Source organism: Streptomyces sp. ADI95-17, from assembly GCF_003846175.1.
Classification (GTDB): Bacteria; Actinomycetota; Actinomycetes; order Streptomycetales; family Streptomycetaceae; genus Streptomyces; species Streptomyces sanglieri.
This window is the reverse complement of the sequence record NZ_ML123057.1, coordinates 105,918-130,204: the sequence shown is the minus strand read 5'-3', so window position 1 is coordinate 130,204 and position 24,287 is coordinate 105,918. Positions and strand designations below refer to the sequence as shown.

Here is a 24,287-nt window from a genome sequence, read left to right as displayed (position 1 = left end):
CCGAAGCTGCCGCGAAGTGACAAGTAGCTCTCTGTGATCAGAGTGCCGCTCGATCAGGGAGAGCGAGGCGGGGTCCGGGGACTTCGTCGGCTGCCTGGAGGGCGGCGAAGCCGGCGTGCGCGGCCTCGACGGCTTCCGGGTACGCCTCGCGCTTGGCGTTCTCGGCGAGCGCCCGGTAGATGCTCGCGACCGAGGGATTCTGGCCCTTGCGCTTGCCGGTGTGGATGACCAGGTCGGGCTGGATCTGCTCGACCGATTCGCCATTCGTCCGGCGGCGGAGCACGGTGTGCAGCATGTCGTCGGTGATCACCGGCGGCCGGCCGCCGTGCTTGCCCTTGCGGGCCGCAGTGTCGAGCCCCTCCAGCGTCGACTCCCGGATGTTCTCCCGCTCGGTCTCCGCCATCGCGGCGAAGAAGGCGAACAGCAGCTTGCCGGGCCCGGTGGGGTCGTAGATGCCGGGCAGCGGCCCGGCGAGCATCTCCAGGATCAGGCCGTGGGCGGTGAGGTGGTCAGCCAACGCGGTGAGTTCGGCGGCGTCGCGGCCGAGGCGCTTCATCTCGTACACGGTGAAGATGACGCGGCAGTGCGGGGCGTGTGCCTTGACCTCGCGCGCGGTCCGCAACGCCTCCTCGAACCGGGGGCGGACTCGTACCCGGGTGCTGATCTTCTCGCTGAAGATCTTGTCCCGAAGGATGCCGTGCTTACTGAGCGCGTCGAGCTGGGAGTCGAGTTCCTGCCCGAGCGTCGAGCACCTCGCGTAGCCGATGCGGATGTCCGCGCTCGGCAGGTCCGGGTCGATCGGCGCCGGCGGCGGGGTGCCCGGGCGCCACGGGCGGCCCGGGCTGCGGTCGGTCGGGGTGGGCACGCGCAGCGCCTTCTTCAGCCGGGGCACCTGGGTGAAGCGGCGGGTGTGGTAGGCGGAGGCGACCGCGCCGCCGCGCGAGCGGCACGGCGAGCCGGGCTGTGCATCACACTTCGGGCAGGTGTGCTGTTCGATGTCGTCGGCGTCCGACCGGTCGGCCGGGGAGGGCTGCTGAGGGTCCGTCATAGGCCCGGATTTTCGCACAACGCAAGTCTCAGAAGGGGGTCCGTCCCGCTTTTGAGTGAGAACGTGTTCTGCGAACCCATCCAAGATCAACGGGGGTTTGGCGACCTGCTTTCGATCTTGCTCCGGCAAAGGGCCGTTTGTGAGAGTGGCTCTTGCTCATGGTCGGGGAAGATCACCACGGGTGGACGGCCGATGTCGCGGCCATCTGTTCGAGCTTCGCAATGAGGAGCCGCGCATCAGCGACCGCGCCGTGCTCGCGCCCGCTCACCGAGTAGGTGTTTTTCTTCCTAGCGTGTTGAAGCACGGCGCTCCGAGATCCAGATGGTCAGCAGATCTGTCCTCATGGGCGCAACTCGATCAATTACCTGTGTGAACTCACCCATTGCAACGGATCGTCGTTGCGGAGGGCCGGTGCCCGACGTCACAATGCGTGGTGGTGCCGGGTGGTCATCCCGGCGAAGTGTTGGAGGCGCTGCTTGTGAACACCGCATCGCGGTGCGCCTCGCCATGCGCGCCAGACGCTGACCACTTCGCTTCGCCCACCGGCTGACCTGCTTCCTTCACGGTGGGCGCTTCCCCTTATGGGAGACCACCGTAGTGTCCGAAGACTTCGGGACGGTTGATCGCCGTCCTCTGGCAACAGTTCTTGCCGCCAACCTCGTTTCGATCGCAGGGAATTGCCTCACGTACATGGGCGTGCCGTGGTTCGTGCTGCAGAGCACGGGCAGTGCCGCCAAGGCCGGGATCGTGGCGTTCTGCACATTGCTGCCCGCAGTGTTCGCTGCGCTCGTCAGCGGTCCGGTCATCGACCGGATGGGCCGACGGCGGGTGAGCGTCGCCTCGGATCTCGCCTGCGGGATCGCGGTTGCGGCGATCCCGCTGCTGCAGTTCGCCGACATCCTGCAGTTCTGGATGCTGTGCGTGCTGATGGCGCTGACAGGGCTGTTCCGTGCGCCGGGTGGAACCGCTCGCGGCGTCCTGTTGCCCACGCTCGCCGAACGCGCAGGAATGCCGCTGACCAGGGCCGCCGGGCTGTACGACGGTGCGGCACGCTGTGCGGCGCTGACGGCATCCGCTCTCGGAGGTGCGCTGATCGCCGTACTCGGAGCCGAGAACGTCCTGTTGGTAGATGCCGCGACCTTCGCCGTGGCCGCGCCACTGTTCGCGTTCGGAGTGCGCGGCCTGCCCGAGGCACAGCCCCAACGACGGGCCGAGCCGACGTCGCTGCGGGCCTACCGTCGTGAACTCGCGGAAGGCTATCGCTTCCTGGCGGCCACGCCGCTGCTGCTGGGCCTGTGCCTGATGACGCTGGTCACCAGGGGCCTCGACCAGGGATGGAGCGCCGTGCTCCTGCCCGTGCATGCCCGTGAGGAGCTTGATGGTGCCGTCGATCTCGGTCTGCTGAACGCGGCGTTCGGGATCTGCGCTCTCACGGGGGCGCTGGTCTATGGGGTGGTGGGCAGCCGCTTTCGGCGGTGGCCCGTGTTCACGATCGCCTTTCTCATCGGGGGCCTGCCGCGCTTCGTGGTGGCCGCCTTCACCGACACCTTCACCCCGCTGGCCCTGACCATGGCGGTAGAGGGTCTCGCCTTCGGCGTACTCAACCCCATCATGGCCACCGTGACGTATGAGACGGTGCCGGAGGAACTACGCAGCCGCGTGCTGAGCGCGACAACGGCCTCGGTCCAGCTGGTCACTCCGCTGGGCGGACTGGCCGCGGGCTTCCTCGTGGACTCGGTCGGCCTGCCCTTCTCGCTGCTGGCGGTTGGTGGTGCGTATCTCCTCGCCACGCTGTGTCCGGTGATCTTCCCGGCCTGGAGGCAGATGGACCGTACTGGTTCTCCCCACGACAGGACGGAGGACTCGCTGCCGCAGGATTCGGGGACGAAACGCGTGTAGTCACGGAGACGGCCGTTTTGGCGCTGCTCACGAACACCTGACGCCGGTGCTCCCCGTCGTGCTCAAGCGGGGGGCCCGGCCTTCTTCGTCCAAATGTCAGTGCGGGGGCCGGGCACCGTGGCCGCCGCCGCGGCGGCGAGGTCGAGGTGGGAGTTCATGTCCAGCTCGGACCGGCCGTAGGGGTTCGCGTGAGTCCAGAACAGCGGGGACAGTGCCCGCCGGTCGGCGTGGGTGAGCGTTCTCTGCCACTTCTCCTCGCTCAGGATGTCCTGAAGCAGCAGGGTGTTGACGTGCACCAACGCGGACTGGAGCAGGTGCAAGGCGAGCATGGACACTTCCTGGGACTCCTTGTCGGAGCCGGTCAGGCCGCCGTCCTTGCCGTAGAACAGGTCGTGGTTGGCGCTGTTCCAGTTCTCCACGACCTGGAGACCGTCGTTGATCTCGCGCCGCAGGTCGGCGTCGGCGAGGTAGTCGCAGATGAACGCCGTCCGCACCGCCCGGCCGAGTTCCTCAATCGCCCGGTAGGTGGGGTGCTTGGGCCCGCCGCGGGTGAAGCGCCGCAGGACCTGCTCAGCCTCAGCGGTGCCCAGGCGCAGGGCGGTGGTGTACTTCACGATCTGGTTGTACTGCTGGCGGATCAGGTCCCAGTCAATCGTCTTGGTCGACAGCACCGGCGCCAGGTTCGGCCACTTCTCGTCCTCCCCGGCCGCCGGCCGGTACAACCTGGCCGGGCCGACGTTCTTCAGCCTGGGCAGCAAGTTGAAGCCGAGCATGTGAGCGAAGGCGAACCCGACGATGGAGGCGCCGTGTGTGTCGGTGTACTGCCGGTCGATCTTCATGTCCGTGCAGTGCCGCAGCACGCCCTCGATCATCGCCGCGACCTCGGAGGCCGAGCAGGACTTGAGCTGGCTGTAGACACACAGCGACTTCTTCTCGACGTGCCAGTAGATCATCACCCCGGGCCCGCGGTAGCGCTGGTGCCACTCGGTCATGAAGTTCGAGGACCAGGAGCCGAACTTCTTCGAGTCGCTTGCGCAGGCGGTGCCCTCGCCCCACCACGCCGCATCGCGGGCAGCGAAGGTGGCGTTGACCAGCCGTACCAGCGCTGCGCGCAGGTTGGTCCGGTTGACGAACAGGTGCCGCACCCGGCGCAGGACGGCCTCGCTCTCGCCGTGCTTGCCGGTCACCGCAACCCGCTTGATGCCCATGTTCGTGCCCAGGGCGAACAGCACCAGCAGCAGCCGGCGCCTCAGCACCGCCTTCGGGACCGCCTCCCTGGTGGCGACCGAGGTGAACTCGCCGGTGAAGCCGGTGGCGAACTCGGCCTCCTTAAGGATGTCGATCAGGTCGATGGTGCCCCAGCGGCGTTCGATCTCCGCCTTCAGCGCGACGAGGTTCTCCGGTTCCTCCTGCTTGCCCAGCGGCGAGACCTTGATCCACGGCTCACCGTGCCGGCGCACGATGTCCACCCCGCCCGTGGTGCCCAGCTCCAGCGCGGTGTCGAAGCGGGTCAGCGCCTCGCGCAGCCGCTTCTGCAGGGCCTCGATGAACTTCTCCGGGTCCTGCGGCTGGCGGATCGCGTCGTAGTGCACATCGCGGTTGTCCTCGAAGTCCGGCGGCAGATCGTCCTCCGGGTTCCGCCACCGGTTCGCCCCCCGGCACCCAGATCTCCCGCCGCCGCAGCGCGTCCCGCAGCGCCACCAACACGCACAGCTCGTACGGGATGCGCTCCACCCGGCCCCGCTCATCCACGACCGCCTTGCGCCACTCCTCGCGCACCACCCCACCCAGCGGGATCCTCTCCGCCTCGTCGAAGAACGCCCCCTCCTTGGCGATGGGCTGGTCCAGATACCGCTTCAGCAGGTCGATCGCGTCCATCACCGGCCGGTAGGCCGTGTTGTTGCACTTCAACTCCAGCGCGTTCAGCAGCGGCGAGAGCATCCGCCGCCAGTGGTTCGAGTACGACGAGCGCAGCACCGTACGCACCCGGGCCCGGTAGCGGGCCTCATTCGCCGTGGCCTCAGCCGCCAGCGCCTTCAGTGTGGACTCCCCAGCCACCGGATAGATCACCTTGCGGACCGTGCCGCCCGGCTCGGCAACCGCCGCCTCCGCCAGCCGCAGCAGGATGCCCTCCTTGCCACGGACCCGCTTGAGCTCCTTGGTGAACTCGCCCTCGACCTTGCCCGCGCAGCAATGGCTGCTGGAAAACGTCCTCGTTCCCGGCAGGCTGTCCCGTCAGGCAGGCGCTTCACCGCTGTCCGGCTGCGGACCGGCGAGTTCGTCGACTCGATCACCCCGGTGCAGCCTCGACCACGCGACTCCGCACCCGGCGGTGGGGCCGGGTGCGGAGTCGCACGGCGGTTGTCAGCTGGTGCGGTTGTAGAGCGCCGTGCCGGGGCAGGCGGTGACGCCGGAGCGGGTGGCGCAGCCGGTGTACTGGCCGGAGCCGTTCCACCAGGTCCAGCCTCCGATGGTGCGGCCGTTCAGCCAGGTGTACTGGCCGACGTAGTTGGCGTCGTACGTCCGGAGGCTCCAGTGCACGTGGGCTCCGGTCGCGGAACCGCCTGCGCAGGTGTCGGTGCCGATGTTGCCGAGCAGGGCGCTGCGGGCGATCGACGTCCCGTTGTAGTAGGTGGCGTTCCACATGTGGTAGTAGTCCGTCGAGAAGCCGCCCGGGTGGATCACCCTGGTCCAGCCGCCGCCGGCGCCGCACATCGAGGTCGCCGTCCCCTCGCGGGAGGAGCGGACCCGGCCACTGGCGTTGCCGCCGGAGAAGTCGAGGCTGCTCCAGTAGCCGGTCGAGCCGTCGCTGGAGTGCGCGCCGCCGGTCAGGGTCATGTAGTAGTCGGGCATCCAGGGCAGCAGCAGCCCGTTGGTGTTGGCCAGGATCCCCACCGACGACGTCTGCTTCTGCGGCGTCGCCTTGCGCTGTGCGTATGCCGTCATGGTCTGCCGCTCCGCCTTGCCGACCAGTGGGGACTTCGCCACCTGGTCGGCGAACTCGCGGTCCCCTTCGAGGCCCGCGACCCAGCGCCCGTCCTTGCGGTGGGCGATGTAGAGCCAGCCTTCCGGCTCGCCGTGCTGTGTGCGCGGCGCCTCGACGTACGCGACGCCACGTGCCCAGTCGCGCGAGACGGTGCGGACGTCGACGACCACCTTGCGGCCCTCGGCGGCGAGCTTACTGACGGCGGCCCTCGGGGCGATGCCCTTGGCGTCGTGGGACCGGGAGAGGACGTCGGTGGAGACGGCGTCTATCAGTGCTTCGCGGTCGGTGCCGAGGCGGTCGGCGACCGTGGCCGGCATCCTCACGGTGACACCGGAGGTCGACGACTGGGGGGTGGCAACCGGGGCCGCGGCCGAGTGCCGGCTGCTCCCCGCCGCCGAAGGCGCGGCGGCGAGCAGCCCGGTGACGGCGAGGGCGGCGACGACGGTTCTCACGGACAGTTTGGAAAGCATGGGCGGAATCCCTTCTGCACAGGAGGGCCTGCCGGGCCGACAGGCAACGAGAGGGTGGTGGAATGCGGCACGCCGGCAGGTGAAGCGGGCGGCTGGGTTCGCCGCGGGGTGAGGGGTCAGAGGCCGCAGTCGGGGGCCGACCAGTATCGGCCGGTGCCGCCTGCGACGTGGACGTGGTCGTCGTGGCCGGGGTAGCCCGGTCCCAGGATCTGGGTGAAGCCGTGTTCGCGGGCCTCGAAGGCCAGGGCGCAGAAGCCCTGGGAGCCGGCGCTCAAGTCGGCTGCGAGACCGTACATGTGGAGGCTGTCGGGATCTCCGCCGACGGCGTCGTTGCAGGCGTGGTCGCGGAAGCCGTCGTTGATGCCGATGGGCCGGTCGCCCATCGCGTGCCGCAGGGCCTGCAGTTTCCACATGGTGACCAGGACGTTGGCCTGGACCGTGGCGGCGTCGGCCTGGCCGCCGGACCAGTCGGTGCCGCACTGGTTGAGTTCCGACCAGTCGAAGTTGGCCGGGGAGCAGTCGCCCTTTTGGAGGTCGTAGATCTTGCCGAAGGTGAGCGGGCCGGCGATGCCGTCGGCCTCCAGGCCGTACGCCGTTTGGAAGCGCTGCACCGCGGCCCTGGTGGCCGGGCCGAACTCGCCGTCGATGGCGAGTTCGCCGCCGAACCCGGGGTAGCCGGCGACCCTGATCTGGAGCTGCCGTACGTCCTCGCCGGACGTTCCCTCACTCAGGGACCGGTTCCAGGTGAAGCAGGCTCCGGCGGATGCGAGGCCGGTGGATGCCGAGGCGGGTGCGAGGGACGGTGCGGGGCTCGCGGACGCGGACGTGGGTGCGGCGAAAAGCAGGCTGACGCCGGTCAGGGCGGACGCGAGCAACAGGGATGAACGCGATGTCATGTGGGCCTCTGTTCGGACGACGAAATTGTCGGGTGACATGGTCGGGGGGTGTGACACGGTCAGGGGGCGCGGCGTCGTTGACTGAGCCAGGACTTCAGAGGTGCGACGCGCGTTCGATCAGCTCGCGGGCGGTGCCTTCCACCGCGTCGTAGCGGTCCGGGTAGGCCGAGACCTGCACGGCCTGCGCCACCTGCCCCGCGGACAGGTCCGGGTTGTCCGCCGCCACCCGGATGGCGCGGGTGAAGAACGCCTTCGACGCGTACGACACGTCCCTGATCTGTTCCGGCGTGCCCCAGCCCTGCGACGGACGCTGCTGGAACACTCCGAGCGAGTCCCGGTCGCCGCAGTCCAGGTTGTTCATGTTCGACTCGACCACGCCCGCCTCGAACCCGGCGAGCAACACCCTGTCGACGACGCCGAGTTCGCCGCCGGTCCGGTAGACGACCTTGAGCACCTCGGGGTCGGGTTCGTCCGGCACCGTGCAGCCCCCGCCGCCACCGCCGCCGCCCAGGCCGACGAGGTTCTGCCAGGTCTCGGGGCCGATGACACCGTCCACGGACAGACCCTTGTCACTCTGGAACAAGGTGACCGCGGAGGCGGTGGCCGGACCGAACTGTCCGTCGACGGCAAGTCCGTAACCGTACTTGTTCAAAGCGGTCTGCGCCGCCGCGACCGCGTCGCCGCTCTCGCCCTCCCGGACCGTGACGATCAGCCCCGGCCAGGTCTCCGCGCCGATGACACCGTCCGCGGCGTATCCCCTGGACTCCTGGAAGGCAACCACCGTGTTCTCGGTCGCGGGGCCGAAATCACTGTCGGCCGAAATGTCGTAACCATGACCACGCAACAGGTACTGGGCGGTGGCGACGTTCGCTCCGGTCGTGCCATTGCCGAGGGCCGGCCAGGCAGGAGCGGCGGTGGCCGACTGCACAAGACCGAGCGAGACCACCAGGGCCGCGCACACCGCGGCAATCGCGACCCACGTACGTCTGACTCTTGTTCCTGATATCAACCCGACTCCCACGTCAAGCAATATGGAGTGCCGAAAGCTAGCAACGGACGGCCCGGCCGGCATCGGGTGTTCGACCGACGTACGGAACATGACATGTCCGCCGTGTCGCTATCCGACAGGCCGACGAGCACGCACATCTGACATGAGGGGCGGTCGTACGGCTTCGGTATAGTCCCGCGTCGTCGGGGCTCGTCCTCGACAGCTGAGATGGCCGGGTCAACCCAGGAGGACGGTGAGCCGATGCCCGGGTTGTCATCCTGCGGTGTCCCACCGGTTCGGTGAGCGGCGTGCCGCCGGTCTCGCCGCAAGACAGTGTCGAGGCGCGATTCCTGACGTCCGCCCGCCGGTTGGTTCCTCCCGTGCGCGGGGTCGCGGTGGTCGTCATCAGTGTCTTCGGACTTCTCGCGGTACCCGACGAGGCCCTGCCGCTGGGGTTCGCCTTGTTCGGGCTGGTACTCATGGGGGCCGGGGCGGACTGCTGGGCGGGGTTCACGGGGCGCGGCGCGGTGCTGTCCCTGGTGTTCGCCGTGCTGCGGGTGGCGGCGGTCTGCGGAACCCAGGAATGGACCGGCGGGCCACCGAACCTGTGGGCGCTGAACATGCTGACCACAACGGCGATCACCCTCCAGTTGGAGTGGCCCCCGGCGGTCGCCGTGCCCGTCACGTCCGCGCTGCTCGCGGTCGACCTGACCGCGGGGGGAACCGATGTCGTCGGCACTCTGCTGCCGCGCCTGGTGTTCGAGTGCCTGCTGGCGCGCCTGGGATTCGTGCTGCTTCGCCAATCGGCCCGGCGGGTGGACGAGTTGCGGGAACGGCGATCGGCGCTGGCGCGCGCGGAGGCGGCCCTGCTGGCGCGGCACCGGCAGGAACGCGAGTACCTCGCGCTGCTGCACGACACAGCGGCGTCGACCTTCCTTCTGGTGACGGTGCAGGCGAAGGAAACGGACCCGGAGCAGGTCGCCGAGTACGCCCGGCACGACCTCGCGGTGCTCACCGGTACCGCGGGGGGAGCGACAGCCCAGGACAGCACCGTGGACCTGACAGCCGCGCTGCACACCGTCGTCGGCCGCGGTCAACTGGCCGTCGACGTCAGCACGGAGGACACCCCGCTGGTTCCGGCCTCGGTGGCACTCGCCTTCGTGCGTGCGGTACGCGAGGCACTGGCCAACGTCGAGCGGCATGCCGAGGTCGGCACCGCCGTGCTGAGCGTGCGCGGCGAAGGCGACCGGGTCGTCGTCACGGTGGCCGACCGCGGGGTGGGGTTCCACCCGGACGAGGTGACGCGCTCCCGTCGCGGTATCCGGAGCTCGGTGGTCGAGCGCATGGTCGCCATCGGCGGCAGCGCCACGATCACCTCACGTCCCGGTGCGGGTGCCACCGTGAGGTTGGTGTGGCCCGGTGAGTGAGAGACGCGTGGCAGGTGACCACGTCTACGCGACGATGCGGATCATCCTGGTCTGCGCCACCGGCATCCTGCAGTTCGGCCTGTGCCTGCACCCCCTGCTCACACAGGAGTACCGGCAGCGATGGCTCGCCGTGGCCGCCTTCATCGCCCTGGCCTGCGTCACCGCCGTCTGCTGCGGGTGGGTGCTGCGGCGAAGGCCGCTGCCCGTCGCCCTCGTGGTGGCCGGCACGGCAGTGGTACTCGCGGTGTCGTTCTGCGCCTCGGCCGCGCTCGCCCCGGACCAGCGATTCCAGGCGTCCGACTGGTCGTTCGGCCTGGTGGGGTGGCACCTGCTGTTGCTGTTGCTGGACCGGGTCCGGACGCTGATCACGGTTCTGACCGCGCATCTGGTGACAAGCATGGGACTGTTCCTTTCGGCAGGCGTGCCGGACCGCGCCACGTTGGGTGCGGCCGGTGCCGCCGCGTTCGGCGCGGTCAACGTCCAGCTGGCGGTCGTAGTGATCACGCGAGTGCTGCACTGGCAGACCCACGAGGCGATGGCGGTGGCCGAGGAAAAGGACCGGCTGGTGACCCGGGTACTGACGGCGCAGCAGTGGGAACAGGGTCAACGGAGCCTCTTCGCCGACCAGTTGGGCTCCACACTGTCGCTTCTTGCGGGCCTGGCCGACGGCGAACTCGACCCACGCGACAGTGACACCCAGCGGCGATGCGCGCTTGCCGCGACGCAGTTGCGGCGGCTGTTCGCCGAGAACGACGACATGCCCGATCCGTTGGTGCACGAGGTCACCGCGTGCGTCGACGCGGCGGAGCGACGAGGCGTGGAGGTGTCGTTCGCAATCAGTGGCGCCGCTGTGCCGGTGCCCTCGCAGGTGCGTCACGAGCTGACCGGGCCGGTGGTCACGGCATTGTCGGCGGCGCGGATCCGTGCCAGGGTGAGCATGCTGCGCACTGATGAGGAGGTGCGCATCGCGGTGGTGGCCGACGCCGACGACTGCGCCGGCCTGGTCATCGAATCCACCGGCCGAGTCGGGGTCGAGTACCGTGTCTACGGTGAGTTCCTGCGGCTGGAGGCCAGATGGCGCAAGCAACAGAGCTGAGCGCCGTCATCGTCGACGACCACCCCGCAGTGCGTGCCGGGGTCGCCCAATGGCTGGTCACCGGCACCCCACCGATCCAGGTCGCGGCGTCGGGTGACGATGTCCGGGTCGCATGGGCCGGTGCGGGCGCCACCGCCGACGTGGTGATCCTCGACCTGCACCTGGGCGGGCCGACGCCGGCCATGGGCGAGCTGCACAGGCTGGTTCAGGCGGGGCGGCGGGTCGTCGTCTACTCGATGCGCGCGGATGACGAGATCGCTTTGCAGTGCCTGGAGTTGGGGGCCCTGAGCTACCTGACGAAGGCCGAGGGCGCCGAACATCTCCTCGAAGCCTCCGTCACTGCGGCATCAGGCCGCGCGTACACTCCGCCGTCGCTGGCAGGAGCGCTGGCAGGCGACCGCTCCGCCACCCGGCCGGCGCTCTCGGCGCGCGAGACCGAGGTGCTGGTCGAGTGGTTCCAGTCCGAGTCCAAGGACTTCGTGGGCCAACGCCTGGGTATCTCGCCGCGCACGGTCAACACCCACCTCGAACACATCCGGATCAAGTACGCGATGATCGGCAGGGAGGCGCCCACCAAGGCCGCGCTCCTGGCACGAGCGATCCAGGACGGACTGGTCCAGGTCGACGACCTGTGACGCGAGTCCTTCCCTCCCCTCACTCCGAAGCGGAAGGGCACGGGCGCCCACAGTCTGACGGGACGACCGGGATGCCGGGTCGATCCGCCGCAGTTTCGTCACCGGAGTGCGTCAAAGTCCGGGGCCGGAGAATCCCGTTCCCAGCGGCAACAGCATGAGCGCCGTCCAGAGGAAGTCGCGGCCGAACAAGGTCAGGAACCACGGTGCGCCCGCTCCGGCGAACAGGTCACCGGGAGCCCCGGGGTCGGAGAGCAGCGGTCGGGAGAGATCCTGCTCGGCCCGGCCGACGAGCCGGGTGAAGTCACCGTCCGCACTCTCGACCGCGAGGTCCCTCCAGGGGCGGTATCCGTGCGGCGCCGGGTCGAAGGGGGTGGCGATGTTGCCGGTGGCGCGGCCTTCGAGCGAGCGTCGGCGCCCACCTGGGCGAGCCGGGCGACGGGATGGCTGGGCTGGGAACACAGGCGCACCGGCCGCCGGATCCGGATGAGCGCGAGGCCATTTACATAAATTATAAATATAAAAACGCTATGCTTCGAGCATGAGTCGTCAAGACACCGCTCCTGGCGCGTCCGCCGCCATCGGGGCAGCCCTCTACGGCCTGGCCACCAGGGCCGCGAGACGCCTGCCCCGGGACATGAGCCTGACGTCCGCCGCCACCTTGGCCACCCTGGACAAGACCGGCCCGCGACGGATCACCGATCTGGCGGTGGCCGAGGGCGTCACCCAGCCCGCGATGACCGTCCTGGTCCGGGTGATGGAGGAATCCGGGCTGGTCGAGCGGAAGGGCGATCCGTCCGACAAGCGGGTCACGCTGGTGTGCCTGACCGAGGCCGGCGCGTCGTACGTCCGGACGCGACGCCAGGCGGGCGTCCACGCGTTCGAACGGTTGATCGGCGAGCTCACCGGCGACGACGTCGAGGCGCTGGTGGCGGCCCTTCCGGCGCTGAAGCATCTGGCAGAGCTCGAAAGCCAGGACCGCGAAGGGCCGAAGCAGTGACTGGGCAGCCGGTCGGCGGGGTCGCGGTGAAGACGTTCCCGGTGGCGCGTTCCGAGGCGCGGCTGCTGGTCCCCGCCCTGATGTTCATCGCTCTGGTCGTGGCGGCGGTCGCCAGCCTCGGGACGCCGCTCATCACCAGCGTGGCGACCTCGTTCCACGTCTCGCTCGGCAGCGCGCAGTGGACGCTGACCGTCGCGCTGCTCAGCGGCGCCGTCGCCACGCCGGTCCTGGGCCGGCTCGGAGCCGGCCCGCACCGGCGGGCCACGATCCTCGCCACGCTGGCGGTCGTCGTCGCCGGCAGCGCGCTCACCGTGCTGCCGCTGCCGTTCGCGTGGCTGCTGGTCGGCAGGGCGGCCCAGGGCGTCGGGCTCGGGCTGACGGCGCTGATGATGGGCGTGGCCCGGGACCACCTCCCCGAGGAGCGCGGCGCGTCCGTGATCGCCCTGATCTCGGTGGTCTCGATCATCGGGGCCGGCGTCGGCTACCCGCTGGCCGCACTGCTTGCCGAGCTCGGCGGGGTACGGGCCGCCTACGGCCTCGGCCTGGTAGTCACCGCCGCCGCCTTCCTGACCGCGTGGCGCTCGATGCCCGACGCCCCCGAAGGCCGCTCCGCCCACGTGGACGTGGCAGGCGCGGTCGTCCTGGCCGCTGCGCTGCTCCTGATGCTGTTCCTCGCCGGCGAACGGAATCTGTGGAGCCGGCACCTCGCCGTGGCGGCGGGCCTCGCCGTCGTCGCGGTGGTACTGCTCTGCGTCTGGGCCGTCATCGAGCTGCGCAGCACGACGCCCCTGGTCGATGTGCGGGCGGTGCGGCACCCGGCGGTCGCCGGGGCGAACCTCGCCATGTTCGTCGGCGGGATCGGCATGTACCTCCTGCTCACGCTCATCACCCGGTACGCGCAGACGCCGCACGACGCCGGCTACGGCTTCGGGCTGACGACCTTCGTCGCCGGGCTGGTCCTCATCCCGTTCTCGGTGCTGGGTTTCGTCGCCGGCAAGCTCACGCCGCGGGTCCGGACGCGGATCGCCGACCCCCTGCTCCTGGCCGGCAGCGCCGTCGTGGTCGGCGGCGGGTTCGCCCTGTTCGCGGCGGCCCGGTCGGACCTGGCCGAACTGTTCGCGGCGATGGGCGTGCTCGGCTTCGGCGTAGGCGGTTTCTCGGCCGCGATGCCCGGCGTCATCCTGGCCGTCACCCCCAAGAGCGAGACGTCGAGCGCCATGAGCTTCAACTACGTCGTCCGCAGCGTCGGGTACTCCCTGGGCAGCGCCATCGGCGGCCTGATCCTCGCCGCGGGCACCGGCCCCGGCCACCTCTTCCCCGACGACAGCGCCTACACCACCGCGGCGCTGGTCGGCATCGGCGCCATGGCGATCACGACGCTGACAAGCCTCGCTCTCGCCCGCCGACGCTCGTCCGAGACCAACCCGTAAGTCAGATGCACTCATCCCAACATTGGAGGTTCCATGCCCAAGGGCTACTGGGTCAGCGCCTACCGCACCATTTCAGACCCTGAGAAGCTGGCTGCTTACAGCAAGCTGGCCGGTCCGGCCGTCGAGGCCGGGGGCGGTCGGGTCCTCGCCCGTGGCAGTCGGGTCGTGGCGCATGACGCCGGAATCGCCGAGCGCACCGTCCTGATCGAGTTCGACAGCTTCGAGCAGGCCGTCGCGGCGCACGAGAGTGCGGCCTACCAGGAGGCGCTGGTCGCCCTCTCCGACGGCGTCGAGCGCGACTTCCGCATCGTCGAGGGCATCGACTGACCGAGGTCCAGTCGGATCTTCACTGAAGGCTCAGATCTTCACTGAAGGCTCGGAGCAAGGCATTGGGTTCGCTGCAGCGCTTACGGTGCGCTGGGCGGAGTGTTTGACAAGTCCATGGCCGGGTTCTGAGCCGTTGCGACGCGGGCCGCCTGTCGTTGTCCTGAGCGTGTTGACCGATGCCCAATGGGCCAGGATCGAGCCTTTGTTGCCGTACCGGACTCCTCGCCGAGGTGGACGATGGCGTGATCACCGGCAGGTAATCGACGCGATCGCCTGGAAGTACCGGACTGGATCTCCGTGGATGGATCTGCCTGCGGAGTTCGGCTCGTGGAAGGGTGCCTACAGTCGTCTGCGGAACGGGCGCTCGGCGGGACCGGGGAGCGAGTGTTCACCGCCTTGCCGGCCCAGGCGGACGCCAACGAGGACCTGAGCCGGGTGGTGTCCGTCGACTCCACCGCCGTTCGAGCACATCAGCATGCGGCCGGAGCCCGCAGAAGGGGGGCTCCGGCCAACGAGCCCGCTGACCACGCCCATCGGTCGCTCCCGAGGTGGGCTGACCACGAAGATCCGTCTCGCCGCCGACGGCAACTGCCGACCTCTGGCCTTCGTACTCACGGCAGGGCAGGCCGGCGACGCGCCCGCCTTCACCGACGTAATGGCACGACTGCGCATCCCCCGTCGTGTCGGACGTCCCCGGACCCGGCCGGACGTGGTCCTTGCCGACAAGGCGTACTCCTCCCGGGCCAGAACAGTGCCGCGCGCAGCCGGGACGCGTCCGTGATGGCGATATTTGAATTTGGTTCTGTCCGCACTTCCGTGAACGGGGTTCGGCTGCCTTGGATGGCGGATCGTTCCTCCAGGGCAGCTCTTGGTGGTGGGGGCTACTGAGCGATCGATCGAACAGCTGCTGTACCCAGGCATCGACGGCGTTGCAATGGAAGGCTTCACGGCCGACGACTGCCTCGTCGAAGTTCGAGCGTTCAGTCGGACACCTCTCCGCTTATGCTCCACCTGCGGCGTTCCGTCGAAGCGCGTCCACAGCCGGTACGAGCGGAGGATTTCTGATCGCCCTGTTGCCGGCCGGTCGACGGTCATTCTGCTGACGGTTTGCTGGTTCTTCTGTGACAACACCGGATGCGTGCGGCGTACGTTCGTGGAGCAGATCGCCGGGATCAGCGAGCGATACCGCCAGGCCAGCACGGGGTTGCGGCAGCTGTTGCATGCCATCGCGACCGAGCTCGGAGGGCGCCCCGGATCCAGGTTGTGCCGGAAGATGGGTGTGCCAGCGGGGAGAATGCGGCTGCTGCAACTCCTTCATGCTCCACCCGTCGCACAACGAGCACCCCGCATTCTGGGCGTGGATGAGTTCGCCTTCAGGCGGGGACGCACTTACGGAACGATCCTCGTCGACGTGGAAAAGCGTTGTCCCGTCGATGTTCTTCCCGATCGCACGTCTGAGACGCTCGCGTCCTGGCTCGTCGCCCATCCTGGAGTGGAGATCGTCTGCCGAGACAGAGCCAGTGCTTACACGCGAGCGATCAAGGAAGCGGCTCCGCACGCAGTGGAGGTTGCGGACCGCTGGCACCTGCTGCGGAATCTGTCGCAAGCGGTCGAGAAGACCTGCCAGCAGCACCGATCCTGCCTGCGGAAATACGCCGAGCAGGCGCCTTCCCCGACACCCAGCATGCCCCTGCTGGAGGCGCTGCCTCCCACTTTGATCGTGCAGCGCGTTCAACAGCGACACGAACTCATCAACCGCATGCTCGACGGCGGCTACCCGCTGAGCGAGGTGGCCCGCAGGGTCGGCCTGGACCGGAAGACCGCCCGGCGCTATCGCGATACAGAGCTCGACGTTCTGATTGCGTCCGCCCGTGACCGGCGCAATGTCCCCCTGGATCGATACAAGCCTTTCCTTCAGGCTCAGTTCGCATCGGGGGTGACCAGCGCGAAGGAGCTGTACGACCAGATTTGTGCGCAGGGGTTCCAGGGAGGGTACTCAACCCTGTCTCGCTACGTTCTGTCTCTCCGTAACGGAGTGGCTGTCGCAGCGCCGGCCCAGATTCCCAGCCCTCGCTCGATTACGGCGTGGATCATGCGTCCCAGAGAAAGTCTGTCAACCAGCGAGGTCACTCGTCTCGACGAGGTCAGAATCGCATGCCCCGACATCACCGAGGCATGCAATCTCGCGCGTGCCTTCACCGATCTGGTGCGGCACCGCCGCGGGACCATGCTCGGGCTGTGGATCCGAGAAGCCGAGCAATCCACGATCGGTCCCATCCGATCGTTCGGCAGCTTTCTGCGGCAAGACTTCGACGCAGTGACCGCCGGCCTGACCCTGCCCTACAGCTCAGGCGTCGTCGAAGGTCACGTCTGCCGCGTGAAACTGCTGAAGAGGAGCATGTACGGACGCGCAACATTCGCTCTGCTGCGGGCACGCATTCTCGCGAGACCCTGAGCCCGGTCCAGGCTCAGGCCGGGCCTACCGCCTTGCCTGACCTCCGGATCGGCGGGCCAAGAACGTTGTCGACCTCCGTGGCCGCGACGTCGAGAAGTTCCTCACCGAACAGGCAGAGAGACTCTTCCCAGGGGTGTCCGAAGCTGCCGAAGCGGAAGTCCTCTGCAAGGAAGATGAAGTAGTCCCCGTCGGGATACGGGCTCAACGGCCAGGCCGGTTGTCCAGGACCGCCCACCTCTTGCGGTGCGAAGCGGTACGACGGGTGCTGCCAGTCGAGGGCGAACAGAGTGCCCGACGGGCCAACGCAGGAGGACAGTCCTTGCTCGACGACGGCGACCAGGCGGTCCAGACGCTCGTAGTCAGGTTCGTCGGGAAGCGTCGCCAGACTCCATGTGACTGATGCGCCGGGCTCTTTGATGGCCGGCCACTTGGACGGACTCATGCTCGGCTGGAAGCTGAACTTCTCGTAGAAGCGGTCCCAGACGCGGCGCTTCTCAGCGTCTGACAGCTCTATCACAGGTTCGTCCATCACCCATCGATCGTACCGACCGGCTGGCAGAGAGGGTGCTGGGAGATCGTTCACGAAAGTGCGGACAGAACCTTGAATTTCCCCACCAGGTGCTCAAGCTCTCCTCAGACGTGCTCACCGTTGTTCCCCACCCTCGGTGGCTTGCAGCCTGTTGACCCCGGCAGTCCTGGCCGTGAAGGATTTGCGCATGCTGCTTCTCGCCGGTCAGACCGATCCCGCCGCGGGTGCTGTGTTCCTGTTGATCTGGGGGATGGTGGTCATCTTCGTGGGAGGACCCTTTGCCACGAAGAGAGGGGCGGCTGGGGTTCGCGTTCTCGTCGTGAACGGCCTGGAGCGGAAGTCTCGTGCAGCAGGCGGAAGCCCACAGCGTGTCAGAGGGTTTCGCGCGTTTCGTGGGCGGGTTGCTGGTGGTCTGCGGGATGGTGGCGGTGCCTGTTTCCATGGTCATGCTGGCCCGCCACTCCCCAGGCTGCGCTCGCTCTGTGGCCAAACCTGCTCACCCGGTCTGGACAACGCCCTCGGCGCCGTCGTCGGGATGATCGTGGCCGCAGAGCTGGTGCAGGACGACCAGCTAGGCGTACATGCTGCACCTCGGGTCGCTCGCCGACGAAATCCCTGTTCTTGTCGGTGCCCCAACACTGTGACCTGGACGGACGTAACGGCGCTCTCGCCGCGTCGTCTCACCTGGCATAGCCAGCGATTGCTCACGGCGGTATCAGCTCTCCAGCATGAAGCCCAACGGCCCACGGAGGTCGGCAGGTCCGCAGTAGTACACGCCGGCCATCCCGAGCCCGACTGCAGCCTCGACGTTCTCAAGCCGGTCATCCACGAAAAGGCACCGGCTCATCTCGACACCCGCCTGCTCGGCCGCAATCTCGTAGATTTTCCGGTCCGGCTTGGCCACTCCCACCCGCGCACTGCTGACGACGTGGTCTGCGAGATCCGACAGACCCAGCGAGGCCAGGTCGTCCTCCAGCTCCACGGTCGCATTGGTCACCAGCACCAAGGGCATGTGCGCCCGCACCTGACGGAGCATGGCCACCACAACTTCGTCGGCCCAGAACGGCGCCTTGGCCAGCGCGGCACCCAGCTCGCGGGCTTGCACCTCTGGCACCTGGCCTGCGAGGCCGATCACGATGGACTCCACCCACTGCTGCTTGGTGATCGTCCCGAGGAGCAGTGGCAGGTCTATCTCCGGCGCAAACGCCACCCTCTCGGTTGTGCCCTCTGCCAGCCCCGCACCACGCTCCAGGTTTGCCAGCTGCGTCGTGTCGTAGAAGCGGATCACGTTGTCGAGGTCGCACAGCACCGCGTCGAAGGGCCTACTAGAGATCTTGGTAGTCGTCACTGCCCTTGGATAGCACGGCGTTCATCGCAGTCTCACATGACCTCATCCCTGGCCTGCGAACTCGCGACGCTAGGCAGCGTTGTGGCGGGCTGGAGCGTCCATGGGATGCCGGACCCGGCTTGGCCAGGGTGTTGAGGGGGCTCGTGGCGCGGGGTATGGGGAAGCAGGCAGGACGGTCCAGGGCGAGAGCTGAACGCTTACGAGAAGGTTCTCGCAGAGGACCGCCGCGTCATGCGCGAGATGTTCCGTGTGAGCATCGGCGGTGCCCATGCCGGGCTCGTCATAACGGTCTTCATCGTAGTGTTGTTCTCTGCCATTGGCGGCACCGTATGGGGTCTGATCGTTGGCGGAGCGGTTGCGTTCTGGTTCACCGTCGCCCCTATCGCGGTTGTCGGTGGCGATCGCCGCGGGTGGGCCGCAGTCAAGCGCGCGTACCTCTTGACTTCCGCCTGGGCCGACTGGCTGTGATCGTCGGCGAGGGAATGGCCGACGCGAGCAGGCAGCATCGGCAGCTCCGTCCGGCATAGCCATTCTCCGATCGCGGCGACAAGGACGGTGGCTTCGAAGCGGACGGCGAGCTTGTCGAATCGGGTGGCACCGCCCGGTGCCTTTTGAGGCGGTTGATCCCGCACTCGATCGCATGGCGTTCGCGGTAGTCGACCGGGTCGAAGCGCGGCGGCCGGACGCCGCGGGCGCCGAGCTTTCGGCGGTTGTGCGCCTGGTCGGCCTTGTCCGGGATGGTGCAGCGGATCCCGCGTCGGCGCAGATAGGCGCGGTTCCTGCGGGAGGCGTACGCCTTGTCCGCCCGCACCCGATCGGGGCGGATGCGTGGCCGGCCCGGGCCGATGCGGGGCACGCGGACCTTCTCCAGCACCCGTTCGAATTGCGGCACGTCGCCGCGCTGCATGTGCTCGACGTGCTTCCGAGGCACTCTCAGTGTCCTTCACGGGCGTGGAACTGCCGTGCCGCGGCGAGGTTGGCCGCCCACTTCGTATCCTGCGTCTGTTTCACCGGCCGTTCGTCCTCCTCGGCCGCCTGGAGCCCGAGGGTGTTCCCCAGGATCCATTGCTGTGCGGGCAGGAGTTGCTCCCACCCGTACCGCTGCGCCGTGACCCAGCGTCCGAGGTCCTCGCCCTGGACGACGACGTCGCCCGCAGCCTCCGGGAGGCTTCCGCCGGCCTGGACATGGTTCTGGACCAGGCGCAAGCAGCGCTGCCACCCGGTGTCCCACACCGGGCACCACCCCGGGGCAATCGCGTCCACCTCATCCCGCCGGGCATCGGTCATCGCACCGGCTGCCGAGGGCACCGGACGACCGGCCGCGCGCAGTTCCTTGTTCGCAGCGGCCCGGCGGGCCGCTGCGCGGGCGTTCTTCGCCCACATCCCATTGGGGTGCCCATCCCACACCGCAGTGGTCGGCGGGAGGAAGTGCCCGTGCACCGCGGTGTACTCCTTGGCGACGGCGATCCCGTCCGCCCAGGACGCGTCCTGCTCGGACCACACCATCCCGAGCTTTTCCAGATCGCCGACCCGCCCGGCCTCCAGCGTCCCGGCCAACCGTTCTCGGTGGCCACGTGCTGGTGAAGGACGCCTCACCCGCGTGATCCGCAAGGTGGTGTCGATGCGGGCGAGGGCGGCACCCGCGAGCGTAAGGACGCGGACATCCCCCAGGGCGGCAACGTCATCCCACCGCCGACCGTTTCCGCAACGCCCGCCGAATGTCGCGGAGACCTTCCCAGCCGAGCCTGAGTACCAGTAGCGGCATGAGGATCATGAGCGCGAGCCCGGCCAAGGCCAGCATGCCGTACCCCACCCTGTTGCTTGTCACGGAGTGGGTGCTCGCCGTCTCGGGGCGCCCTGGCTCGTAGTGGACGCGGATCGTGTCGCCGACGTCCGCATCGCCGGCTTCCCAGAACTGGTAGGACGTCCCGGCGGCCGTGGTGAAACGAACTTCGATCCTCTTGCTGCTGCTTCCCTGGGGCTCACTCACCTTGTCTTTCGCCAGGACGACCCCGTCGACCGACTGTTCACGCGCAGCGACAGCGGAGGCGTCGTTCAGCCCGCCGAGTCCTGTACGGACGAACCCGTACCCGAGAACGACGAGTAACGCCACCACAGTCGTCGCAGCCACCCCGCCCGCGACCTTCCCGGCGACGCGCGCCCACGCGCCGAACCGGCACAACCACCGCCGCGCGCTCACCGTCTCCCACCCGGCCCATGAGCCACGGCCCCTCCGACCAGACATCGCACCAGGCGGCCTCCGCCGCATATTCCTCCGAGGTGTCCTGCCCGTCGTACAGCGCTCTATCCGGGAAATCTTGTGCTCCCTACGGCCGGCTGTCTCACGTGACCTTTCCCTCGCGTGCGAATCGGAGAACGTCGGGTGAGACAGCAGCAAGATCCCGTGAGACGGGACAACGTCTTACGATGTGGTCCGCGATTGAGGCCCCGACATGCCGGCCTGGCGGGTTGGCTGGTATTTGATCAGAGGGCGTCTCGCCGGACGAGTACCAGTGTGGTGCTCAGCTTGCGGCGGGTTGGCCGGTGAGCGGAGCTGTCCGATACCAGCGAGGCGATCGCGCGGTGGGTTTCGGCGTAGTCCTCGCGTCGGGTGGTGTAGCGCTGGAGCGGGCGCCACTGCCGCAGTTCGGCGTTGGTGTGCTCGACGCAGATCCGGGCCGAGGACTGCCGGCGGCGCATTTCTTGCCATGCGTAGTGCTCGCCGGGCGGCGCGTCGTCTTTCGGCTTCTTCGGTGGGGCGCTGACCTGACCGGGGAATGCGTTGGCCAGGCCCCGATAGCCCTCGTCGACCTCGGCTTTCACAACCGGGTGGAGCCGGAACTGCTCCGCGATGCCCTCGGTGCGCGCGGCGGTCTGGTCGTGCATGCGACCGGGCCGGTTCGCGCCCGACCACAGCAGGCGGCCCTGTCCATCGCTGACGGTGGTGGTCTTGATTGTGTTCTGTTTCCTCTTGCCTGATACGAAGGCTCGTCGTCCTGGCTGACCGGCCTTCGGGCGGCGAACCTGGGTCTCGGCCCCGTCGATTCGCAGACGGATCCCCTCGGCCTCGGCGTAGGCGAATACATCCGCCAGGGTGCGCAGCCTGATGCCGGGGCGGTCGGGGACGGCGAAACCACGTGCGGCCAGCAGCGGGCGGATCTCGCCGATGGCCCGGGAGATCGTGGAGCGGGCTGTGCCGTACAGCTCGGCCACCGCGGCGTGCGGGAGCCCGGTGCGCGGATGCACCAGCGTGACCAGCACACGGTCGGTGAAGACCAGGTCGTGCTTCGGTCCGGCACCAGCGTCCCGCTGCCTCTCGGCACCACGTCGCTCACGTAGTGCAGACTCACACCGGGCAAGCCACGGGCCTGCCAACTCCTCAATCAAATTCCCGAGATGCGCACGGGAGACACCGCTGAAGGCAGGATGAGACAAGGCCGCACGAACCCATGGAGACGACACATCCGATGAACTCGTGCGGTCCGCTTCAGGTCACGGGTGCCTCCGCCCGGTCTGTGGCCGGCGGAGGTAGAACAGCTCGGGGTCGCCCTCATCGAGACCGTGAAGAAGGCCGGCCGGGCTCCATCCGGATTTTTGGAGCAGTCGCTGCATCGGCTGGTTGGAGACGTTGGTCGAGGTGAAGAGCTTCGGCGTCGTGCACGAGGCGGCCACGGCGTCCAACAACCGATGACCAACGCCCCTGCCGCGGGCCGATGGGGCCACCATGAGCATCGTGACGAAGCCCTGTTCGAAGAACGTGTACTCAACCACGCAGTAGCCAAGCAGGCCAGACGCGTCCTCTGCTACGACCACCAGGCCCTGCTGGCACCATCTTCGGATGCTCGCCTGTCTCCCGACATCACCTTCGACCGCGACCGAGTCGATCCCGACCAGCGCGTCCGACTCCGACTCACTCGCGCTGCGCACAACGAACTCGCCGAGGTCTACTGCATCGTCCATGAGCCCATGCTCTCAGTTCGCCCCGGAAGCCCGTCCTGCTCCCGGTCCTCTATCGCGGGCCAGGTCGCTATTGTTCCGGGCAGTGTCGTTCAGAGCGTGGCGCCGCCGGACGGCCATAGAGCGCGGACAGCGTTACGTCCAGCCGTCACGAATTCGGCCCCTACCGGCGCGTATGACGGCTCTACGTCACGCGCGACCGTTCTCCTGCGCCGTCCCCTGCATGGTTCCTTGCGGTATGTCCTGCGATACCTATTGCGCCCCTCTGTGCGACGCCGGGCATCTACGCAGGTCACTATGCCCGTAGAAGCGTGGTCGGGGTGCTGACATCCCCTCTGCGCACCCCCTGCCGCCCGAACTGCCGAAATGGCGGGGGGCGGGGGCGAGCGGAGCACTTCGGGGCTCGGTGGCCGGCCAGTCCCTCGCGCACATCTCCTCCAACCGTCCAAGAGGCTTACCTCACGCCCTGCCCGGGCGGCAGACAGGCGTCGTGGGGAGGGCGGGTGCCTAGTAGGGCTTGGTCATGTTGGTGCGGGGTCTGGCATGTCGCGGTGACAGGTGGGGCAGGCGCCGGTCCAGGTTGCGATGAGTGTCTGCAGTTCGCGGACGACTCGGTAGAGGCTCAGGCCGACGCCGTCTCTTTTGGGGATCGGCTCAGTCGCTGCAGGGTGCAGAAGGCGTGGGCGATCGAGACGAGGGTGACGTGGTGGTGCCAGCCTGGCCAGGTTCGGCCTTCGAAGTGGGCCAGGCCGAGGGCCTGTTTCATCTCGCGGTAGTCGTTCTCGATGCGCCAGCGGAGCTTCGCGGTGCGCACGAGGACGGGCAGCGGGGTGGTCTCGGGCAGGTTGGAGAGCCAGAACTGCACGGGCTCGTCCTGGTCGGCGGGCCATTCGGCCAGCAGCCAGCGGACCGGAAGCTCGGTGCCTGCTGTGGCCTTGCGGATCTCACGTCCGGCGGGCCGGACCCGCAGGGCCACGAAGCGCGAATACATACGCTTGTACCCGCTGCGGCCGCTGCCCGGCCGTGATCCTTCCCTCCACTGCACCGGCCGCGCGGAAGATTTGCCGGCCGCGATGACCAGGCTCTTCACCCTCTGTGCCGGCTCGGGGTAGGCAGGAACCGGATGTGGGCCGCGGCCGGAGTAGGCCGGGATGCACGGCTGTGCGTCTTCGGGGTGCGCGGTGGTCGTGGTCGAGATGCCCACCACGTAGTCGAGGCTGCGTTCTTCCAGGCCGAGCCGGAAGGCTGCGGTGTCCCGTAGCCGCCGTCGGCGATGACCTGGGGCACCTCGATGCCCCAGGACCGCGTTTCGTCGATCATGTCGAGGGCCAGCTGCCACTTCTCGACATGCCCCACCTGGACAGGGATGGCGCACTTGTCACGGCGGGCCACCTTGGCCCGGTCGGCCTTGGGCGAGGCGGGATCCCAGCACCCGGGCAGGAACAGACGCCAGTTCACGGCCACGGAGGCGCCGTTGGAAGCCAGGTGCAGCGAGACTCCGGCCTGGCAGTTGGTGACCTTGCCCGCGGTGCCGGTGTACTGCCGGGTCACGCACGCCGACGCATCTCCGTCCTTGAGGAATCCTGTGTCGTCGATGATCAACGCGGTGGGCTTGATGACCGGCTGCATGCGCCAGGCCAGACGGGCCCGCACATGCGCCGCATCCCAGGGGCTGGACGTGACGAAGTGGGCCAGCGCCTGCCGGTTCCCGTCCTCACCCAGGCGTGCGGCCATCGGCTCCACCGACTTACGCCCGCCGTCCAGCAGCAGGCCCCGCAGATAGACCCCGCCCCACCGCC

General features: G+C 68.4%; 21 protein-coding genes and 3 pseudogenes. 10 read left to right on the top strand and 14 right to left on the bottom strand.

What is annotated here, in order from left to right; all coding sequences use genetic code 11:
- Positions 1-37 precede the first annotated feature (37 nt).
- Positions 38-1,048, bottom strand: coding sequence for a recombinase family protein (locus tag EES42_RS43725; protein ID WP_124723739.1), 1,011 nt, complete (start codon positions 1,046-1,048; stop codon positions 38-40).
- A 597-nt stretch (positions 1,049-1,645) separates the two neighbouring features.
- Here EES42_RS43725 and EES42_RS43720 point away from each other — a divergent pair.
- Positions 1,646-2,947 (top strand): MFS transporter, encoded by a 1,302-nt coding sequence (locus tag EES42_RS43720; protein WP_241196986.1) that lies wholly within the window; start codon positions 1,646-1,648, stop codon positions 2,945-2,947.
- A 62-nt stretch (positions 2,948-3,009) separates the two neighbouring features.
- Here EES42_RS43720 and EES42_RS43715 read toward each other — a convergent pair whose 3' ends face one another.
- From EES42_RS43715 to EES42_RS43700, 4 genes are all read right to left on the bottom strand, one after another.
- Positions 3,010-4,539: a Tn3 family transposase gene (locus tag EES42_RS43715; RefSeq protein WP_164495597.1), complete on the bottom strand. Its 1,530-nt coding sequence runs from the start codon at positions 4,537-4,539 to the stop codon at positions 3,010-3,012.
- A gap of 772 nt (positions 4,540-5,311) precedes the next feature.
- Positions 5,312-6,403, bottom strand: a complete 1,092-nt coding sequence (locus EES42_RS43710) for a M23 family metallopeptidase (protein ID WP_124723736.1) — start codon at positions 6,401-6,403, stop codon at positions 5,312-5,314.
- Between the two features lie 116 nt (positions 6,404-6,519).
- Entirely contained in the window at positions 6,520-7,299 is a 780-nt protein-coding gene (locus EES42_RS43705; protein WP_124723735.1) for a D-Ala-D-Ala carboxypeptidase family metallohydrolase, read from the bottom strand.
- A gap of 94 nt (positions 7,300-7,393) precedes the next feature.
- Entirely contained in the window at positions 7,394-8,260 is an 867-nt protein-coding gene (locus EES42_RS43700; RefSeq protein ID WP_241196985.1) for a peptidoglycan-binding domain-containing protein, read from the bottom strand.
- 407 nt (positions 8,261-8,667) lie between these two features.
- Between EES42_RS43700 and EES42_RS43695 the strand changes: the two genes are divergently transcribed.
- From EES42_RS43695 to EES42_RS43685, 3 genes are read left to right on the top strand one after another with little or no spacing between them, the layout of a single operon-like run.
- Positions 8,668-9,714 carry a sensor histidine kinase gene (locus EES42_RS43695; protein WP_124723734.1) on the top strand — a complete coding sequence of 349 codons (1,047 nt, stop codon included), beginning with the start codon at positions 8,668-8,670 and terminating at the stop codon, positions 9,712-9,714.
- On the top strand, positions 9,707-10,810 hold the full coding sequence (locus EES42_RS43690; RefSeq protein ID WP_124723733.1) for a hypothetical protein: 1,104 nt from the start codon (positions 9,707-9,709) through the stop codon (positions 10,808-10,810). Before EES42_RS43695 ends, EES42_RS43690 begins: the two co-directional genes overlap by 8 nt.
- Positions 10,789-11,445, top strand: a complete 657-nt coding sequence (locus tag EES42_RS43685; protein ID WP_124723732.1) for a response regulator — start codon at positions 10,789-10,791, stop codon at positions 11,443-11,445. Before EES42_RS43690 ends, EES42_RS43685 begins: the two co-directional genes overlap by 22 nt.
- Positions 11,446-11,556: 111 nt before the next feature.
- Here the strand turns inward: EES42_RS43685 and EES42_RS43680 are convergent, their stop codons facing one another.
- Positions 11,557-11,904, bottom strand: a complete 348-nt coding sequence (locus EES42_RS43680; RefSeq protein ID WP_124723731.1) for a hypothetical protein — start codon at positions 11,902-11,904, stop codon at positions 11,557-11,559.
- 175 nt (positions 11,905-12,079) lie between these two features.
- Between EES42_RS43680 and EES42_RS43675 the strand changes: the two genes are divergently transcribed.
- The 5 genes and pseudogenes from EES42_RS43675 to EES42_RS43650 all read left to right on the top strand — a co-directional run bounded on the left by EES42_RS43675 (position 12,080) and on the right by EES42_RS43650 (position 16,654).
- Positions 12,080-12,442: a MarR family winged helix-turn-helix transcriptional regulator gene (locus EES42_RS43675; RefSeq protein ID WP_124723771.1), complete on the top strand. Its 363-nt coding sequence runs from the start codon at positions 12,080-12,082 to the stop codon at positions 12,440-12,442.
- Complete coding sequence (locus EES42_RS43670; RefSeq protein WP_124723730.1) at positions 12,439-13,872, top strand: MFS transporter; 1,434 nt, start codon at positions 12,439-12,441, stop codon at positions 13,870-13,872. The genes EES42_RS43675 and EES42_RS43670 overlap by 4 nt, the downstream gene beginning before the upstream one ends.
- Before the next feature lie 33 nt (positions 13,873-13,905).
- Positions 13,906-14,199 (top strand): DUF1330 domain-containing protein, encoded by a 294-nt coding sequence (locus tag EES42_RS43665; protein WP_124723729.1) that lies wholly within the window; start codon positions 13,906-13,908, stop codon positions 14,197-14,199.
- A 133-nt stretch (positions 14,200-14,332) separates the two neighbouring features.
- Positions 14,333-14,944, top strand: a pseudogene (locus EES42_RS47115) (IS5 family transposase); the annotation flags it as partial.
- Positions 14,945-15,073: 129 nt separating this feature from the next.
- Positions 15,074-16,654, top strand: a complete 1,581-nt coding sequence (locus tag EES42_RS43650) for an ISL3 family transposase (RefSeq protein WP_124723726.1) — start codon at positions 15,074-15,076, stop codon at positions 16,652-16,654.
- A gap of 13 nt (positions 16,655-16,667) precedes the next feature.
- Here the strand turns inward: EES42_RS43650 and EES42_RS43645 are convergent, their stop codons facing one another.
- Both EES42_RS43645 and EES42_RS43640 read right to left on the bottom strand, forming a co-directional pair.
- Positions 16,668-17,183, bottom strand: coding sequence for a DUF2716 domain-containing protein (locus tag EES42_RS43645; protein WP_124723770.1), 516 nt, complete (start codon positions 17,181-17,183; stop codon positions 16,668-16,670).
- A 715-nt stretch (positions 17,184-17,898) separates the two neighbouring features.
- Positions 17,899-18,531, bottom strand: a complete 633-nt coding sequence (locus tag EES42_RS43640) for an HAD family hydrolase (RefSeq protein ID WP_124723725.1) — start codon at positions 18,529-18,531, stop codon at positions 17,899-17,901.
- A gap of 231 nt (positions 18,532-18,762) precedes the next feature.
- Here EES42_RS43640 and EES42_RS43635 point away from each other — a divergent pair, with 231 nt between their 5' ends.
- Positions 18,763-18,999: a hypothetical protein gene (locus EES42_RS43635; protein ID WP_241196996.1), complete on the top strand. Its 237-nt coding sequence runs from the start codon at positions 18,763-18,765 to the stop codon at positions 18,997-18,999.
- A 110-nt stretch (positions 19,000-19,109) separates the two neighbouring features.
- Here EES42_RS43635 and EES42_RS43630 read toward each other — a convergent pair.
- The 6 genes and pseudogenes from EES42_RS43630 to EES42_RS43605 form a co-directional block, all read right to left on the bottom strand.
- A pseudogene (locus EES42_RS43630) lies at positions 19,110-19,435 on the bottom strand (transposase); the annotation flags it as partial.
- Between the two features lie 29 nt (positions 19,436-19,464).
- A complete protein-coding gene (locus tag EES42_RS43625; protein WP_124723723.1) occupies positions 19,465-20,088 on the bottom strand; it encodes a hypothetical protein in 624 nt (207 codons plus the stop codon).
- A 124-nt stretch (positions 20,089-20,212) separates the two neighbouring features.
- The gene (locus EES42_RS45480; RefSeq protein ID WP_164495595.1) at positions 20,213-20,662 is read right to left on the bottom strand and encodes a DUF3592 domain-containing protein; all 450 of its coding nucleotides are present in this window, start codon (positions 20,660-20,662) and stop codon (positions 20,213-20,215) included.
- 353 nt (positions 20,663-21,015) lie between these two features.
- Positions 21,016-21,993 carry a transposase family protein gene (locus EES42_RS43615; RefSeq protein WP_164495594.1) on the bottom strand — a complete coding sequence of 326 codons (978 nt, stop codon included), beginning with the start codon at positions 21,991-21,993 and terminating at the stop codon, positions 21,016-21,018.
- Positions 21,994-22,023: 30 nt separating this feature from the next.
- A complete protein-coding gene (locus tag EES42_RS43610; protein ID WP_124723721.1) occupies positions 22,024-22,491 on the bottom strand; it encodes a GNAT family N-acetyltransferase in 468 nt (155 codons plus the stop codon).
- Positions 22,492-23,110: 619 nt separating this feature from the next.
- Positions 23,111-24,287, bottom strand: a pseudogene (locus tag EES42_RS43605) (IS701 family transposase); the annotation flags it as partial.